The organism is Ferruginibacter paludis (assembly GCF_030409685.1).
In the GTDB taxonomy this organism is placed as follows: Bacteria; Bacteroidota; Bacteroidia; order Chitinophagales; family Chitinophagaceae; genus Ferruginibacter; species Ferruginibacter paludis.
In genome coordinates this window covers 243,952-262,076 of record NZ_JAUFQJ010000013.1, presented here as the reverse complement: position 1 = coordinate 262,076, position 18,125 = coordinate 243,952, and the positions used below count along the sequence as shown (strand labels likewise).

Here is an 18,125-nt window from a genome sequence, read left to right as displayed (position 1 = left end):
GCTTTTTGGTTTGGTATTAGTGTAATACTCTTTTATGGATGCTCTATTTTCGATTTGGCCACACAAGATATACAAGGCGGTATGTCTTTATCTCAAGCCACGTTCTTAAATTATTTTTTATTGATTTTGAACGATATGAGATATTGCCTAATCCTTTACGCTTTTTTTATTTTTTATCTTAATGAAAAAAGGATACTCATAACAAATCATGAAAGCTAACAGTCTTTTTGTGGCCATCCTTGCCGTAGCGTTTATTGTGTTATTACTTCTTCTAGGGATAGTTGGAGTGATCCTTCTTGCCCGCAAACAACGTCTTTCCCAACAATTAAAAGAAGCCAACTTACAAAGCCGTATTAACGATGTAAATTTTGCCGCGTTGCGTAGCCAAATGAATCCACACTTTATTTTTAATTGCCTTAATTCAATAAAACTTTATACAGAACAAAACAATAATGAAGCCGCCAGTGAATACCTGAGCATGTTTGCACAACTAATACGCAGCTCTTTGGATAATGCGCGTAGGGAAAAAGTGATTCTTTCGGAAGAAATTGCCACTATAGAACTCTATCTTAGATTAGAAGCAATGCGTTTTAAAGAAAAGCTGCTCTACGAAGTAGCAGTAGACAAAAACGTGGATGTTGATTTCATAGAGCTTCCGCCCATGATGATACAACCTTATATTGAAAATGCTATATGGCATGGATTAATGCACAAAAAAGAAGGTGGCAATATAAATGTCCATTTTGCTCAACTCGATAATAATTCTTTACTGCAAATAACTATTACTGACAATGGTATAGGCCGCCTAAAAGCAGCGGAATTAAAAAGTAAAACTGCTGAAAAACACAAGTCTTACGGCACGCAAATAACCGGGGAGCGCATAGCGCTTATAAACGAAAAATATCAGCTATCTGCAGAAGTGAAAACGACCGACCTTTACAACGATTTGAGCCAGCCAAGTGGTACGTTGATAACAATTAAATTGCCCATTAAATAATGAGCCTGCTAAAAACAATTATTATAGACGACGAACCAGATAGTATTGCACTTTTGCAGTTACAGTTGCAAAAATATTGCAAACAAGTTTCGTTAATTGGTACCTATGATAGTTCAGTTACGGCTTTGACAGCAATAAAAGAATTGCAACCGGACATGCTTTTTTTAGATATCGAAATGCCTGAATTAAATGGGTTTCAATTATTGGAACGATTGATGCCGCTGCAATTTAATATAGTATTTGTTACGGCCTATAACGAATACGCAATAAAAGCTTTCCGCTATAACGCTCTTGATTATTTAGTTAAACCTATCCTTGCAATAGATTTGATTGATGCAGTTGAAAAGGCTGCAAAAAATAATCATCCAACAGAAACACAAATTGGATTATTGCAAAAGCAAATTAATGGAGAGCCCATCAAAAAAATTGCTGTTTCTACACAAGCCGGGGTTTCTTTTATTAGTCTTGCAGAGATAGTTTATGCAGAAGCAAGCGGGAATTATTCAGTGTTAATAATGGATGATGGAAGCAAATTTATTATTACTAAAACATTAAAAGATGTGCAGGATTTATTGGAAGAAAGGCATTTTTTTCGGATTCATCGCCAATTCATTATTAACCTAAATAAGGTAAAGCATTTCAATCGACTTGATTACATTATTACCATGGACAATAAAGTCGAACTCCCTGTGGCTCGCGTGCAAAAGGATAAATTATTATCTAAATTCGGTGGTTTATAGTCATCCATGAAAACAAATCCAAATTCTCTACCAATATTGTTCAGTTTCAGAATGTCCGACTTTAAAGATGCAAAAAAATGTACAAAAATGACAATATTCAGGCTTTTAAAATCGGCTGTTAACGCTAAAGTGAAATACCGAGTTTCGTAGCCAAATTACACCTGTTTTAAGGCAGCATCAAGCTAAAAAATATTCCAACCGATCCTTCCACTTTTTCCAATCCGGCATCATGCGGTTTTGCAAATCAAAGAAAGGTCTGGTGTGGTTGTGGTGTACCAAGTGTGCTAACTCATGTATTACCACATATTCAATACTCCCTTTGGGCGCTTTAATCAGCTCAGTGTTAAGGATAATCTTTCCTGCAGGAGTGCAGCTTCCCCAGCGCTTTGACATCCTACGAATGTTCAGTACCGGCTGTTTAATTTTGTACTTTTTGAATTGAGGCAATATTTCATTTATCATCTCGGTAAATACAATCGTTGCCTTCTGCTTATACCATTGCTGTAACTGCTTTTCCAAAGCATCCTTATTTGTGTCTGTTGCATGAATAAATAATTGGCCCCGGAAAGCTTTAATAACGTTAATCTTATCCGGTACAATTTTCAAACGATATTGACGACCTAAATATAAATGTGTTTCGCCATTTATAAACCTGCGTAGGGGTGTGCCCGGTTTATAAGTTTTGAATTGTTCAATTTGTTTAAGTATCCATGGAGCCTTTGATTTTACCTTCGCCAATACCTTTTTGCTGTCGCTACCAAATGGGGCCAATACTTCAACTTTTAAATTGGGATGAACCTTTATAGCTAACGATTTTCTTTCTACAAATGATAATGTAAAATCGATATTCTTTGTGCCAAATTGAATTCGTTGCTTCATTAATCTTTGTATTTTGATTCCGCAACTTTAATGCTATCTGCTATCAATACATCCATGTGATCAAAACCAAAATCAATATCAAATTTGCTTTTAAAATCAAATAACAAATCGTCAATTTCAATGGTGATTTTTCCTTTAATATCATCATTCTTAATCCAATCAATTAACTGCTTTCCATTTTCAAATAGATTGCTCTTGATAATAGCGTCAATCCCTAATGCAACTTCAACAGCTATATCAACTCGATTGGCTTTTGAAGACAAGCTTTCTTTAAACTCTTCACATATCAAGTTATAGTATGCAATAGCTGTTTCATTATCTTTTAATGCTGCAGGAACATTGTCTCTCTTACCGGTAAAGAATGTGTTCTCATAGTCTTTTGCCTTAGCCAGATAGTCTGCTTCGGAAATACGTTGATTATGGAAGTCCTTAATGGCTTGCTTTATAAGTTCGGACAACCTTTTGTAGAATACAGGGTCGTCGTTCATTTTCACACTGATGGCTTTAATAGTCCTGCTGGCAATATGGTCAGCTTTTGCCGCCTTTCCAGTAATTTTCTCTATCTCTGCTTCTCTTTCTTCTTTGTCAAAAATATTAACCAGCTCGGTAATCTTTAATACCTCTCCATCTGTAGTAATATGTTTATCGATTAACTTTTGGACTTGTGCTTCATATTCCTTAAAATCTAACTCGTCAAAAAAGCGTCTCTTAACTGAAACCCGCAACCCTAAAAAGAATTTTGCATCGGCTTTGTATTTGTCCACTTGCTTTGGAGCGGTATTGTTTGCAAATTCGACACTTGATAAGGCCAATTTCAATAATCTTACAAAAGCAGAAAGCTTCTCGTAAAACTTATGTCGCCTTTCTTCATCAGATAAGAGTTCTTCATACGCAGGTTCATCGTATTTATTTTTAATTACCTTGAATATATCCCACAATTCAGAATGCGCTTGAGGCAATTTTTCTAACTCCTTAGTTACGACAGTTACGGTACCAATTAGATCTTCATCATCATAATCATCCTCTCCGGCGTACATTTTTAATGCACCATCTAAATTTTCAAGGTTTCCATAATAGTCAATTATCAAACCGTAATCTTTACCGGGTGCCAATCTATTTACTCTTGCAATTGCCTGTAATAGGGTGTGCTCTTTTAAATTTCGTGTTAGGTATAATACTCTGTTTACCGGCGCATCAAAGCCAGTTAGTAATTTATCAACAACAATAATTATCTCTGGTTCTTCCTGTTTTTTGAAACCATTAATGATTGATTTTTCATAGTTGTCAGGTGTGCCATATTTATCCATCATGGCTTTATAAAAAGCCCTTACTTTATCATCGCTTTCTTCAAAAACATCTGTATCGCCTTCTCTTGTGTCAGGGCCAGAGATTAATAATTCAACGGATATTTTTCCTATCTCTTTCAGTACATCACGATATCTTATAGCGCACAATTTATTGGGTGCAACTAACTGCCCTTTAAACCCAGTACCCTGAATATTCTCCACAAAATGTTTTGAAATATCCCAGGCTGTATTTTCAATAAAACTTAGTGACTGGACTATTTTATTCTTTGCAGAGAATTTACGTTTTAAACTGGCTTTACCGTATTCAGTCAAATCTTCTGCTACACGGTCAAAATAGTTATCTAAAGGCTTTTCATTTACTTCCATTACGTTGTGCCTTCCTTCGTATAATAGAGGAACCACCGCCTTATCTTCAACAGCATCTTTAATAGAATACACGTCGATTAAGCCGCCGAACTTGGCAGCAGTATTCTTTTCTCTTTTCATTAACGGAGTGCCTGTAAAAGCCACAAAACACGCATTTGGAAAAACCCGTTGCATGTAGACATTAAAATTGTTGTACTGACTGCGATGCCCTTCATCTACCAACACAAAAATATTGTTGCTGGTAAATGGTTCAGCAATTTTGATGGCTGCTTCAAATTTATTGATGATTGTTGTTATGATGCCATCATCTTTGTCCTTTAGTAATTCCACCAGATGCTTACCTGTATTTGCCTGTTTAACCTGCTTACCACACTTTTTAAATGTATCCGTAATTTGGTCATCCAGGTCAACACGGTCTGTTACTAATAAAAGTTTTGGATTCTTAATTTTGGGGTCCATTGCAATCAATTGCGCCAGCATAACCATAGTTAACGACTTTCCACTTCCCTGAGTGTGCCAAATAACTCCACCACGTCTTGCGCCTGTAGGCAGAATATTTTCGATTCGCTGTAAAGTGAATTTGACGGCAAAATATTGCTGATAACGGCAAATCTTCTTCTCTCCGTTGTCAAATAAAATAAAGTGATAAATTATATCTAACAGTCTTTCCTTCCTGCATAAATTGAACAATAATTTATCCTGCTCCGTAACAATAACTTCGCTGCTTTCTAACTTATTAAAATACTCCAATACAAAACGAAAACGTTCTTTAAAGAGAACTGTTCTGTCAGTATCGGGTAATGGTGCATTTTTTAACCGCTGTAGTTTAATCACATAATTTTCGTCCTCTTCCTTTGTTCGAAATTGTTCCTTCCACACCCCCCAGAACTCTTTACTGGTTGATGTAGTGCCATACTTAGCCTGATGCACAGCGAGTCCCATTACAATATTTGAGTATTGAAATAGTGAACGGATACCATCATCTTTTTGATTTCTTAAACTCTGCTCTACTGCCTGATCGATAGGGGTTTTTAAGTTTGGGCTTTTGCATTCAATCACCACCATTGGAATGCCATTGACGAACAAAACAATATCTGGTCGATAAGTGTCTGACCTTCCGGAACGCAGCACTTCAAATTCTTCTGTTACATGGTAAACATTATTTTCAGGATGTTCCCAATCGATGTATTTGAAAGAAAAGCTTTTTTTATCACCCAGTACATTTTGCTCTAAACTTTTGCCTAATGTTATCAGCTCGTAAAAGAATTTATTGGCCGCTGTAAAACCATCCTGTAACGGTAAATCTCTTATGGCCAATATAGCTGTGTTGATATTGGTGTCTGAAAATTGAAATTCTTTGTTCTTGTAGTCAATTCTGTTGATTTGCTGTAACTGCTTTTTGAGTATTGTTTCTAACAGGACGTTAGAAATTCGATTGCCCCTGGCTTCAAATGCTTCTAGTGGCGCTAGATATTTATAGCCAAGTTTTATCAATAACTGCAAAGCAGTTATTTGAGATATGTGATCCTCTTTGAATGATGGTACCTGAAACATTATTTACTAAATATATTTTTTAGCCCTTTGATAACCAGAAATACTAGTTCATGAATATTTGTGCTTTCAAAAAGTGTTTTGTTTTCGTCCACAGAGAGTCCATTCAATTCAGAGATGTATTCTATTGGATGACTTTGAAAAAATTCAGAAATCCTATCGTAATCTATTGGTGTTATAGATTTTTCCTCGGAATACTTTTTGAACTCTTTGAAAAAATCGGTTTCGTATTGAAACTCATTTGTTAATTGGGTTGGTTGTTTTCCAAGTATGAGCTGTGACAAAGATTTTGCTGCACCACCAAAACCTCCAAGGATAAAAATGGGCTTCTTGGTGGTCAAAGTGTAATAAGCTTCTTCAATGATGCCTGGTAAATAACCAAGAAATCCCTTCTGTTTGCCTCCAAGAACTATTCTTGCATTGCTATCGTTTGCCATTGCTATTCTCATATCTGCAAAACATTCGGAAAAGATGAATCTATCATCCACATCAGTAAATGGTTTATACTCTTTATCAGTGTCAATCTCACCTAAATGCACAGGTACATTCAAAATAATTGGCTCAACTTGTTGTTTGACAAAATCTGCCTTATCTTCTATTGTAAGAGACTTAGAATTTGGAAACGGAAAATAGTTAACAAATCGCCGCTCTCTATCACTTAAATATTTATACTGATAGGACAATTCTGTAAAAAGTCTTGTAAAACCACCCTGTCTTAAATCGCCACCATATAGCATAGTAGCTCCATTTACAATCAGGTAACGGGCTATTTCAATGGATATATCATCAAGGTGATTGAGAGAAAGTCCTAAGTAATCTAATTCCTCACTTGCAGAAACTGAGATGGCAATTTTTCTTCCATGCAGAAAAGAAGCATGGGTAATATCGATCTGTTCTTCAGTTTGGTCAGCAATGGATGCAGCCAAGTTTTTAGAAACGCCAGATATGTTTAATTCTTTTTCCATTTTTTAACTTATAAGGTTGGTAAACTAATAGGTGTTATGAACTTAATTTCAGCATCTATTTCATTTAATATTCTCAATTCTTCTGCTCCGAGTGGGGGTTCAGGGTATAAAATGACTAACTTTTTTCCTACCTCAACTTTCTTTTTTAGAATATCAATATAGTTAAACAGTTCTGGCGGGGACGTTATTGATATAAACTCGGTTCCCTCTTGTTCGTATCCGCTCTGGATAATTTGAAGTAATTGCAACTGGAATAAGTTATTGAGTACTTGCAATAAAGTTAAATTCACAATTTCATAAAAGCTGCTTTCCTCATCTGACTGCATAGTTATAGTTGGTGTATTACCTAAATATGGAAATGCTCTTTTTTCACCATTTTTAATGTCGTGAACAACTACAATTGAGCATTTGTTTCGCTTCGCTATTAATACCTCTATCCTGCACCATTCTCGTGATGAATATTCGTCAGTATGGAATACAACTAAGGCAGAATTTTTAATCTGGTCCTCGAATTGTTTTTCGAAATCATAGCCATCAGCCACATCAACAGTATCAAAGAATACATCAAGTTTAGTTTCCTTTTCGATAAAAGCTTTAAAGTTTTCCGTTGCAACCAATCCATCTTTTTTTGCATGGCTTAGAAACAACTTTACTGGTGAAGGTGTTTTTGCAGTTTTGTAATCCATCCATATCGGTTGCATATTCATCATTAGCCTTGCACAATCGTGCAACATCTCTGACCTTATTTTCTTTAGCGAAAACTGTAGATTTTCTGAAACGGACAAATCGCCGTGGTAAGCACGGATGAATTGTAATTTTTCTAGGTTGCAACCTATACCATAAGATTGCTCGCATAATGCGACGGGATATACTCTTGTGTTATCATCAACCAGCTGCGCAAGTGTCTCAGTGTAAGCCCTAAACCCATCATCTATCATATATTGTTGATCTATCAACAATACAATTGCATTACGGTTTGCATTAGTTGTTTGAACCGGTATAGGTACCTTATCCACAAATAACGAACGATAATACACGGGTATGCCTAAGCCACGGGACAGTGGCTCTTTTATATCCCTGCAAAAAGTACTATATAAGTTGTTGGCAATTTCTTTCCCCTGAATAAAATTGGGGTGCCAAACTACAAATATTGAAAGAGGATATTTTAATCTGTTATTCATACACAAGAATTATTTTGCATTTGAGGTATACTTCTATTAATAATCTTCTTGTCTTCAGATCTCCTTCCATATGCCGCCTCGATCCAATTCTGTATCTTAATTCTGTCTGTTGTCCAATCATAAATTTGAGCATATCCAGAGTTAGCATTCGCTGCTAATCTCTCTGGTAAGTTGTCAGAATTGTACGTGCCCTTTCCATAATCAGGGTGAGTTGGGAGTAGAATACCAATTAAGCCAGCATATCTATCTCCAACCTTGTGATCTAATGCTCCTGATATTTCCCAATCAACATGCTTTCGGCATTTTGTTTTAGGACCAACAAGAACTATGAGTACAGTGATGTCACATATGTAATCTTTTTGGATCAACTGTTTAATATACTCGTCACTATTATCCGAATCAATATCATTATTTTCGACAGATATACTTGTTATTAAATCGGTGGTAATTTTCTGAAAACTTTCTCGAAAGGCTTGATCATCATGATGGTAATAGCTAAGAAAAGTTTTCCTTCTTGTTAGAGCCTGAGGCAATTTAAAATCCCATTTGAATGCGCCTTCATAATTGAATGGACCAAGACGGTACCATCCGTCCGCTGACCTGGTTGCACCACAAAATGTTTTACCCTTTTGAGTTTCAGCCACAAGCCAATCTCTTGTTCTTAATTCTCCATTATCAATATGATTTTCATAATCATCATATACGAAAGCGGCTTCTATTTGCCGTCCTTCCTGATTGAACGAAATTTTCGTCAATACATAGTCTTCCCATTTTGCCATAATGCTTCTTTTTAATATTGGTCATTAATTAATGAGTCCATTACCCTGGTTAAAGGATTTTGCCCACTATCGTAACTGCTCATCATCTTTGTTTCTAAAAGAACCTCCCTTGGTTTCCCTGTCAATCTTCCTATTAAATTATTTAGATCATAAATATCCCTTATAATTGGTGCTGTTCTTATGTATTCGGGCAGGCTGCCTTTGGGTATACCTTTCAAGCATAATACCCCTAAATCCGTTTTCTCAAAACCATAGCCTATTTCGAAAGGCACCCAACTTGAGTTTACCGTATTAGGTGAAACAATAACGATCATGTGGCTGCTGTTATTAATTCCATTGCATATCGACTCTGTCACTTTTTTTGGATTATTCCCTTGGTGGTGTATCCTCAATTCTGTATCATACTCATCGAAGTAAACGTCAATTCCTGCATTTTGAAAATAGTCAGCTACCTGTTTAGCTTCATTCTTATCCTTTTGTTGATATGAGATAAAAACACACTTCACGTTCAAAAGAAGAAAGTCATTTCGGGTTTTGAACTTCGTGGGATAATAAAATCTGTTTAATGCCATAACTCTAAATTTTAAATCCTAAAAGATCCCAATAATTATTATCGATGCGCTCTCTACTATTATCAATCTTATAGGCATTGTTAGTTCTCTTCCAGTGAGCATAGTTGACCTTACTCTCGAAGTCACTTTCTAAGTTGCGCCAATCCATACAAACTGCGTAGCCAGAATCAATATTATCTTGTAAGCGTTCAGGTATTGAATAACCGTCAACTGGCAAATAAATGGCAAGTAAACCGTTTGGTTTAAAACATCTAAGCGGGTCAGAATGGCTGTAACTTCTGAGCGAAGCCCAAATCTCCCAATCAATCCATTTCCTATGACCTGTACGCTCACCTACAAGAACTATAGTTACCGAGCAGCTCCGCATTTTGCTTCTAATCTTTTTGTAAATTGTATCTTCAGTGAAATCACCAATGTCGTCCTTCAGAGAATAATCTGCCACCATCATTCCGCCTATAGTACGGCGTAACTTTTCGAGATATTTTTGATCCCTGTCATGATGATAGCTAACGAAACAATTTCGAATACTTTTTGCCATTTTTAAGAATTTGATGTATTAACTCTCAATTCACCCGTAAGCAGTTTCTGCATTAATCCTTTCTTTTGCAGTTGCAACGCTGCAAGTCGTTGTTGCTGTAACTTAACTTCTTCGTCACCTTTATTTAAAATATCTGCAATTGCTCTTTGCTCTTTCAATGAAGGAATTAATACTTTTATTTTTGAAAATTCATCCCACCTTAAACCTCCACGTCTATCAATTGAACCCTCCATCCTTTTTTTGTATTCGTGTATGTAGTGATGTGATTTCAAAACTTTGTATAAATACTCATCATCAACAGAATCATCTGTTTTAAATACTGTGTACATCGGACTAATTAATGCCGCCGGATATTTTGCTTGGTAGCCAATTGAACCCTCTTCAATATGGTTAGTTGCATAAGCAAAACAATTTCTTGAAACGATTTTATATGTTGTTAAATCATCGCTATAGATTTTTCTTCCGAAATATTCAAGAGAGGGAACTAACCCATCATACTTAGTACAGGATAAAACAATTAATTCTAAATCAGTTGTGTTTTTCTTTGAAATTTCTTCGGCAAATGAATGAATTGGCAAAACGTGGGATTTAGTCTTCTCAAATTCCTTTAATCTTTCTATTCCAGTTGTTAAATGTTGTAGTAATCCCTTATTTCGTTGCTTAAGCTGAGAGATGATTTGGTTAGTTTTGGTAACGGCTTCATCCCAAGTACTTAGTATGGCAGCAATTTTATTTTGCTCAGGAAGAGATTTTGGAATAGCAATAGGAATTTTTCTTATTATACTAATTGATAGCTCTTGTAATGCACTCCCATTGAGATTACGTTCGAAAACTTTTTTACAATGCGGCGATGTTAACTGCTGGTATAAAAACGTATGAGAGTATTTCTGTAGAGGAGATATAAGTGCAACTCCCCTTGTTAAATTGCATCCAACCAATTTACTATCAACTATTGCTACTTCCCCAATTTTGCCCCTTAATGCAATAACTAGATCATTCTCTCTTAGAATAGTTCTCTTATAAGAATCACTAATTTTCTGCGTGGTTGTTATCAGCTTTTCTGGGTTTATTTTACCGTTTACCAAATCAAGTACTCTCACGCATTTTACACCTCCATCAATTAATTTTCCTGTTTGAACGATGCCGTAGGATATTGGACGATTATTATTTGTTACACTTTCAAGGTCTACTTCATCCCATTCGATGGGTATCCAACCTAAAGACGTATGTTTAAAGCCAGGTTTATGTTTGTTATTACTCCTCATGTTAAAATCCCAATTCTGTTAAATATTCATTCATTTTATTTTCTACAATCAGCAGTTCGCTTTTTAAACGGGTAATTTCAGATTGTGTAGCGGCGATTTCAACTGGTGCTTCTTCTTCAAACGTGTCTACATAGCGTGGTACATTTAGGTTGAAATCATTCTCAGTGATTTCTTTTAAAGTTGCCCTGTATGCATATTTTTCAGCTATTACTGCACCTTCATCTGAGTTTAGCGCTTGGGCTACTTTAAAGGCTTTGTAAGTTTCAACAATGTGTGGAATATCTTTATCTTCCCTTAACTTGTTTTGATTTTTACCTGCTTCATATTCTCTGCTGGCATCCACAAATAGCACATCCTTATTTTCACCTTTTGCCCTATTAAAAATTAAGATAGCTGCAGGAATACCGGTTCCAAAAAACAAGTTAGCAGGCAAGCCTATTACAGCTTCTAAAAGATTTTCTTTTATTAGTTGTTCCCTTATTTTACTTTCAGTACTACCACGGAATAAAACACCATGCGGCACTATTACACCAACTCTGCCAATATCTTCATAGGTAGTTTCAATCATGTGTGTAATGAAGGCAAAGTCACCTTTGCTTTTTGGGGGCACTCCACGATGAAAGCGATTGTATTGATCAGCCAGCGCATCTTCGGCACCCCATTTATCTAAAGAAAACGGAGGATTTGCCCCTACCACATGAAACTTCATTAATTGATCGCCTTCCAACAGCTTCGGGTTATTGATGGTATCTCCCCATTCGATAGTCGCATTATCAAATTCATGCAAGAACATGTTCATTCTTGCCAGCGCCCAAGTGCTTCCGTTATTTTCCTGTCCATAGAGAGAAAAATTACTACTTCCAACTTCTCTGCCCATTTTAATAAGTAACGAGCCTGAACCACAAGTAGGGTCACATAAGCGATAACCTGGCTCTGGTGCAAGCAGCTTTGCTAATAGAGTAGATACCTCACTTGGTGTATAAAAATCACCCGCCTTTTTCCCGGCATCACTGGCGAATTTCGCAATCAAAAATTCGTAAGCATCGCCAATGATATCATTACCTTCCAAATGTGAAGGCTGAATATCCAATTCAGAAAAGTCCACCAGTAGATTTTTTAAGCGCCGATTGCGGTCTTTCGTTTGCCCAAGATTTGCTTCGCTATTAAAATCTATGTTACGAAATACTCTTTCCAATTTGCTTCGGTTAGCATCCTCCAATTTCTCCAATGCAATATTTATTAACTCACCCAGATTGCTTTCATTACGTTGTTTAAACAAGGTATCAAAAGAACTTTCAGCAGGAAGTTGAAAACGTTCGCTGCGTAATGCCCTTTCAATACGCACTTCATCATTTTTATATTTTTCTACGTAGGCTGCCCTTTTATCCTTCCATACATCAGTAACATATTTTAGGAACAGCATGGTGAGTATATAATCTTTGTATTGGGTAGCATCAATAGTGCCCCGGAAAGTGTCGCAGGCTTTCCATACTATTCTATTAATATCTGATTGGTCTAACTTCTTATCCATATTGATTATTTAATAAGTTTTGAAATGATTGCGGAATACAAGCTTTGTTTCTGGCTAATTAATTCTTTAGCCAGTTGTATTTCCTTTTGATGAAAGCTGGCCAATGATGCAACCCTGATTTGTTGATCCATTGGTAAAACTGGTATTTGAAAAGCTGCTAACTCTGATTTGCGAATTGAAAAAATATTAGTGCCGCCACCCAATTGCATTAAAGCTGTTTTTGTTTGTGGGGCATTTAGGATTGCTGCTAAATATTCCGGGTGAATCTTTTTAGTATTCGGGCGAATTACAAAGAAACTTGATGAGGCCACCGTGGGTATATTTTTGTCAATGTAACACCAGGCAAACAACCGATGGCCTTTTCCCACAAATAGCACATCGCCGTTTTGCAGGACATGGGGTCCAATCTTTTCAGTTAACTTTATATAGTCAGCATCATTGGTCAAAAGCATCCCGTCGTCATTAAATTGCCGTAGCTGGAGGAAGGGGATGTTACCTTGCACTTCTGCCTGACCGGGGAAGCCTATTTTGATATCTGATATGTTTTCTATTGCCTGCTGCATTATATTTGTAGAGTTCTGTAAAATGCAAACATACACTATATTTTGTAAAAAATTTGTAGAGTCCTGTAAATTATTTGATTTGTTTCAAGCGATATTAATTAATTTATTGATAATCAATTATTTACTTCAATAAAATTTTTTGAAGTTTTTTCATAATATATTTTACGACTGATCTGAATAAAAAAAGGGCTATAAAAGCCCTTCATCTGCAAATGAATAATAAGCGTCAGTAGTAACAATGATGTGATCTAACACCCTTATATCGTGGTAGCTCGCCGCAGTTTTAATCTTTGCGGTAAGTTGCTCATCTGCCATGCTTGGTTTGAGATTGCCGCTTGGATGGTTGTGAGCTAAGACAATTCCCACGGCCAGCCCTTTAATAGCCGCAGCCAGTATCAATCTTGGGTCAGCAACAGTGCCCGTAATTCCTCCGGCAGATGCTTCATAAACCCCCGTTACCCGATTAGCTCTATTAATTAATAGCACTTTAAATTCTTCCTGCATCTCCATCTTGTTTTCATCCCACACTTTCAGGAAGGTTTGATAACAATCTTTAGAAGTCTTAATCATTGGTCTTTCAGAAGCCTTTACTTTGGTTTTATAAACCAATTCTACTTCTGCTACTTTGCTCCATTCTGGTTGAATCATTGTAATCTGTTCCATAACATTCTTTTTAAAGATTTATAAATTAATTATGGAACCTGCCCACGCTTTTGGCGACCAAGGCAATGAAGCAACGGAATAAATAGCGCAGCGGTTTATGCCGGAATTTCATTGCCGCTACAGAAGCCAAAAGCCGAACTTCGTGGGAGAATTAATGAAGAAAAATTTACATATTTATGAAGAATTTGTTGATAGATACAAACTCATGGATCGATCTTTATACAAACATTGCCGAAGAAAAAAACTTGGAACAACTATTAAAGTGGGAAAAAGACGGCAAGGTTAAGTTCCTGCTCCCTGAAACACTTAACGAAGAATTTGTAAGACAGAAGTCTATACAATTGGGTCTTCTTGATAAAAAGATTAAAGATTTATCCAACAGTGCAGATGAAGATGCCAAGTCAAAATTGAAAGAAGCTTACAGGGTCGCCGAAGGAAAAATTGAAAAAATTGAAACCATTCTCCTGAGGGCAGTAAAAATTAAGAATACAAAAAAAGTGCACGAAATAGTTGGAATCAGGTACACGCAAAAGCTCCCGCCATTTCATAAACAAAACAGCCACAATGATGCTTACATATATTTTGCGACCATTGAATATTTGAAAAAAAAGAAAATCGATTCATTTGTTTTCATCACAAAGAATGTAAAGGATTTCGGTGCTCCTGAAAACCCCAACATCGACATTCATCCCGGCCTCTTAATTCCAGATATAGATGTCCAGTACTTTGCTCCCATCGCTCTTGGCGTCAGCAGGTTACAAAATGATTTAGGGACTGATATCAATAGTGAAAGTAATGCAGCCGCCGATTATACGGAGATCTTTTATTTTTTTCCGAAGGACAAGTATGATAATGTGGTCGACCAGGTGTACCAAGTCCTTGACATATATCACGATCAACTTCCTTTTATTCCCACAGACTTCCTTGCCCGGATTTTTCCGTTTAAAACGCTCAACTTCCGGCATACCGAGGCTTACCACTCCAGCTTCCAGTTAAACTCGAATAATGACAAACTCATGAAGTTTTTCAGTTCGTTCAGAATTGGCAAAGCGAATTCCATTCATTTTAAAACAGGCGAACATAGAGGAAATGAAAAAAAAGTAAAGGAAAAAACACTTGAAATAATTAAGAAGCTAAATATCAATTTGATCTACGATATTAACGGCATTGGCAATAATTTAAAATCCAATTTACAGCTGACGCATCATAATGAATGCCCTTGTATAAAATGTACTTATAACAGATTCGACATTTACGGTGCTTTCAGTCTGCTTGATAAAAAAGCCCAGGCAACAGATCATGATACTTTGAAGCAGGCGTATATGTTCTACCAGTTTCAGCAGTATGCAGCTGGTCTTAAGCTTTTTCATATTGTGTATGAAAACAGTAAGAAAAAAGACCAGTACATATTGAAGTTTATCTGTCTTACCAATCTAAAAAGGCTTGGCAGGCTAATTTTGGGTCATGGGAACGGTGCAGATAATGAGTCTAAGAAAATAATCGAAGCGGTTTCCAAAATTTCTTTAAGACAAGCAAGGTTATCCATTCCCGCAACAAATCCTTTTGTAAACGAGGTTATCGATTGGATTGCTGATGATAACTTTTATAGCCAGTCCCTGGCAAGTATAACAAGCACGGTCGACAAAATCCATGATCATTATAATATCCAGTTACGAGGCGGTCATAGCAGCAACAGCAATTTAGATGTCCTGATAAGTCAGTTTGCGGAAATAGATACATTTCTTGAGGCTAATTTCCTTGTGTACAATAATTATCTAGAATTTGAAAAAGTAGTAGACAGGCTATTGGAAGGATTATTCATGATCTATTCCTTTAACCGGCAACAGAGCACCAGGATCGCATTTATAAATGATTATCTGTTGAGCAGGATAATCATGTTTGCAAAAACCGAAAATATCATTAAGTATTATAACCGGTATAATCTTACCAGTCTCAAATACAGGGAAGCACCAACAAGAAACTCCCGTTTGCCTGAGTTAGCTCTAGTATTTTTTTTAGGATTGGATAAACTTTACAGGTCAGACGACTACAAGAAGGCCACGCAATTTTTATTCTTCGATAAAAACCGAAGGATACTCAACAATTTCCTTGTCACTCTAACGCTAGCAAAAGATGTATATAATTTTGATGAGATTTTAGAAGCGTTACTCCCGGTGTTGGAAATTAAAGAATTGATATCCCGTGATGAAGTCAAGTCGCTGGCTGATTTTATTTCCAGGAAGGGTAAATACATTTCTGAACCACTGCTAAGCAAACTATTAAAATTCGCAATACAAAATAAGCACCTACATGAATACAATATCTTTTATTCACTGAGCAAACAGCTAACCAAAAACAAAAAAAACATTCTGATTTCTGAAACTGACGTTTTTGAATCGATCAGAAATAATTTTTTGGCTAACTGTTCAGCATGTGATCACCCCCATACAGATGTTTTACCCCATCTCATCCCGTTGCTGAATCATAATTTCAAGGTGGAGATTCACCGGCTGATAGCAGAATTACTGCAGCAGAAATTTAATCCGGACTTCTATTATTCCCTGGCAATAATGGGGGTCATTGATTTCGCACCATACCTGGATAAATTTAAAAACCTGTGCACCCCGCCCTTAAAAAGAGATGGTCCAACGCATCCATTTATGAGAGGAGAAACTGTTCTTTACCGACTGAATGAGCTATTGAATATTTATTTCAAAAATGGGTTGAGTACTAAAGACGATTTCTTTGAAAAATTTAAAGGGTTTTCAGACTATTATGATTGGATTCTTGATCCGGATGGATTCGACTATAAAAAATTTAATCCCCTATGGATTCTTGAATATCAAACACACTATTATCTCAAACGAATATTCAAATCAGAAAATATGAAAAAGCATGTTCTGCCTCTGTTAAAAGCTAAAAAGCACCCGGTTTTAAATAATATATTTATTGAGTATTCTTGATAAAACCTCTCTCTTATTATACGTTTTCCCCGGATTACTCCCGACAGTTTGTATGAAATTGAACTATTCATTTAACCTTGTATCGGTATAATCTTCAAAAGTAAATGTCATTTCATGTTTTTCATTTCGTTTAAGTTCATCAAGATTTAAATTTAAGCAATGCCCTTTGGGCATTCCAAACCTCGCAGCGAAATGCTTGTCAATAAATGGCGGCATATTTGGCACAGTGACAATTTTTTCACCGTCAAACATCCATTTATCTTTTTTGTTCAGCGGTAATACTAGTTGGTAGGTATAGCTATGGAACATGATACAAATTATATGGGTCGGTATTTCATCTGTTTTTTGTTTCTTTTCAAAAAGAATAACCATTGGCGATGGAAAAGCAGGCCCCGGATGCACATAAACATTCAGTTTATACAGAGGGTTATCAGGTTCTTCATTTTTTTTCACTGAACGAAGTATAGCAAAAGCAATCTCATAATCACTAACATACTGGTCAGGTAATACCGACAGGCCCATTTTTAAGAGCGCTTTAAATACATGATGTGGATTATAGGATGGACGCGTGGTACGAAAGGTTACTTTTTTATTCTCAGCATCTAAAGTAAAATGGTCGTTTATTTCTTCATGCGATTCTATCCGGAGTTTTGGTACGCTTCGTGGCCCTTCAGGATCCTTTTGCACTATAAATGTTTTGTCTGGTGATTTGAATTTAAGGCCTCCCGACCTAGCATTTGCAATACTAAAGGCACGACTTGCCCCGAGGAAATTAGCCAGATCAGTTTCATACTTGCCAAAAAGACTATTGCACTTGTCACATTCAAAATCTGAGAAAAGGTTTTTATTGCCAATCAACTCCGGTAATAAATGCGCCTTTGATTTAAATCTTTCTTCAGCACTAAAAGGAACGCCACAAAACCTGCACACCCGGTTCTTTCTATTCTTTAAAGGCCTTTTATGCAGCTCATCATCGGAAATCAAACTTTTAATTGCATAAAGATTGGTAAATCTCTCATATATGTCTGTGAATTCATCAATTGGATTACCGATAAATTCTCTATTTATTTTATTGAGATCACCTGGAATCTCTGTAAATTTTAAAAGAAACATTTCCTAAATAATTTTCGTGCTTATTTTCCATTCATTCTTATAATTACCAAAGATACTAAATCACCAAGCTGCCCCGCCATTTTGCAAACTCTACAGCAATGTTTGCGGGGCAGCTTTTTTGACATTTTAAAGGGGCATTTTAAGATGCCCCT

15 protein-coding genes are annotated in these 18,125 nt (G+C 36.3%); 3 read left to right on the top strand and 12 right to left on the bottom strand.

All coding sequences use genetic code 11. From position 1 onward, the window contains the following. The first annotated feature begins 208 nt into the window (after positions 1–208). Both QWZ08_RS19455 and QWZ08_RS19450 read left to right on the top strand, forming a co-directional pair. On the top strand, positions 209–997 hold the full coding sequence (locus QWZ08_RS19455; protein WP_290339201.1) for a sensor histidine kinase: 789 nt from the start codon (positions 209–211) through the stop codon (positions 995–997). Beyond that, positions 997–1,737, top strand: a complete 741-nt coding sequence (locus tag QWZ08_RS19450; RefSeq protein ID WP_290339200.1) for a LytR/AlgR family response regulator transcription factor — start codon at positions 997–999, stop codon at positions 1,735–1,737. Before QWZ08_RS19455 ends, QWZ08_RS19450 begins: the two co-directional genes overlap by 1 nt. A 177-nt stretch (positions 1,738–1,914) precedes the next feature. On the opposite strand, the gene QWZ08_RS19445 is transcribed toward QWZ08_RS19450, so the two are convergent. From QWZ08_RS19445 to QWZ08_RS19395, 11 genes are all read right to left on the bottom strand, one after another. Further along, positions 1,915–2,616, bottom strand: coding sequence for a M48 family metallopeptidase (locus tag QWZ08_RS19445; RefSeq protein WP_290339199.1), 702 nt, complete (start codon positions 2,614–2,616; stop codon positions 1,915–1,917). Further along, the gene (locus QWZ08_RS19440) at positions 2,616–5,843 is read right to left on the bottom strand and encodes a type I restriction endonuclease subunit R (protein ID WP_290339198.1); all 3,228 of its coding nucleotides are present in this window, start codon (positions 5,841–5,843) and stop codon (positions 2,616–2,618) included. The genes QWZ08_RS19445 and QWZ08_RS19440 overlap by 1 nt, the downstream gene beginning before the upstream one ends. Beyond that, a complete protein-coding gene (locus QWZ08_RS19435; protein ID WP_290339197.1) occupies positions 5,843–6,805 on the bottom strand; it encodes a hypothetical protein in 963 nt (320 codons plus the stop codon). Before QWZ08_RS19435 ends, QWZ08_RS19440 begins: the two co-directional genes overlap by 1 nt. Before the next feature lie 8 nt (positions 6,806–6,813). Further along, complete coding sequence (locus QWZ08_RS19430) at positions 6,814–7,986, bottom strand: toll/interleukin-1 receptor domain-containing protein (protein ID WP_290339196.1); 1,173 nt, start codon at positions 7,984–7,986, stop codon at positions 6,814–6,816. Next, on the bottom strand, positions 7,983–8,765 hold the full coding sequence (locus tag QWZ08_RS19425; protein ID WP_290339195.1) for a TIR domain-containing protein: 783 nt from the start codon (positions 8,763–8,765) through the stop codon (positions 7,983–7,985). Before QWZ08_RS19425 ends, QWZ08_RS19430 begins: the two co-directional genes overlap by 4 nt. Positions 8,766–8,776: 11 nt before the next feature. After that, the gene (locus QWZ08_RS19420) at positions 8,777–9,337 is read right to left on the bottom strand and encodes a toll/interleukin-1 receptor domain-containing protein (RefSeq protein ID WP_290339194.1); all 561 of its coding nucleotides are present in this window, start codon (positions 9,335–9,337) and stop codon (positions 8,777–8,779) included. Between the two features lie 4 nt (positions 9,338–9,341). Continuing rightward, complete coding sequence (locus tag QWZ08_RS19415; protein ID WP_290339193.1) at positions 9,342–9,875, bottom strand: TIR domain-containing protein; 534 nt, start codon at positions 9,873–9,875, stop codon at positions 9,342–9,344. A gap of 2 nt (positions 9,876–9,877) precedes the next feature. Next, a complete protein-coding gene (locus QWZ08_RS19410; protein WP_290339192.1) occupies positions 9,878–11,140 on the bottom strand; it encodes a restriction endonuclease subunit S in 1,263 nt (420 codons plus the stop codon). 1 nt (position 11,141) lies between these two features. Further along, positions 11,142–12,671, bottom strand: coding sequence for a type I restriction-modification system subunit M (locus QWZ08_RS19405; RefSeq protein WP_290339191.1), 1,530 nt, complete (start codon positions 12,669–12,671; stop codon positions 11,142–11,144). A 5-nt stretch (positions 12,672–12,676) separates the two neighbouring features. Further along, a complete protein-coding gene (locus QWZ08_RS19400) occupies positions 12,677–13,234 on the bottom strand; it encodes a restriction endonuclease subunit S (RefSeq protein WP_290339190.1) in 558 nt (185 codons plus the stop codon). A 189-nt stretch (positions 13,235–13,423) separates the two neighbouring features. Continuing rightward, positions 13,424–13,897 carry a JAB domain-containing protein gene (locus tag QWZ08_RS19395; protein ID WP_290339189.1) on the bottom strand — a complete coding sequence of 158 codons (474 nt, stop codon included), beginning with the start codon at positions 13,895–13,897 and terminating at the stop codon, positions 13,424–13,426. Positions 13,898–14,073: 176 nt separating this feature from the next. On the opposite strand from QWZ08_RS19395, the gene QWZ08_RS19390 reads away from it, so the two are divergent. Further along, positions 14,074–16,860 (top strand): PIN domain-containing protein, encoded by a 2,787-nt coding sequence (locus QWZ08_RS19390; protein WP_290339188.1) that lies wholly within the window; start codon positions 14,074–14,076, stop codon positions 16,858–16,860. Between the two features lie 63 nt (positions 16,861–16,923). Here the strand turns inward: QWZ08_RS19390 and QWZ08_RS19385 are convergent, their stop codons facing one another. After that, positions 16,924–17,973: an HNH endonuclease gene (locus tag QWZ08_RS19385; RefSeq protein WP_290339187.1), complete on the bottom strand. Its 1,050-nt coding sequence runs from the start codon at positions 17,971–17,973 to the stop codon at positions 16,924–16,926. Positions 17,974–18,125: the final 152 nt, after the last annotated feature.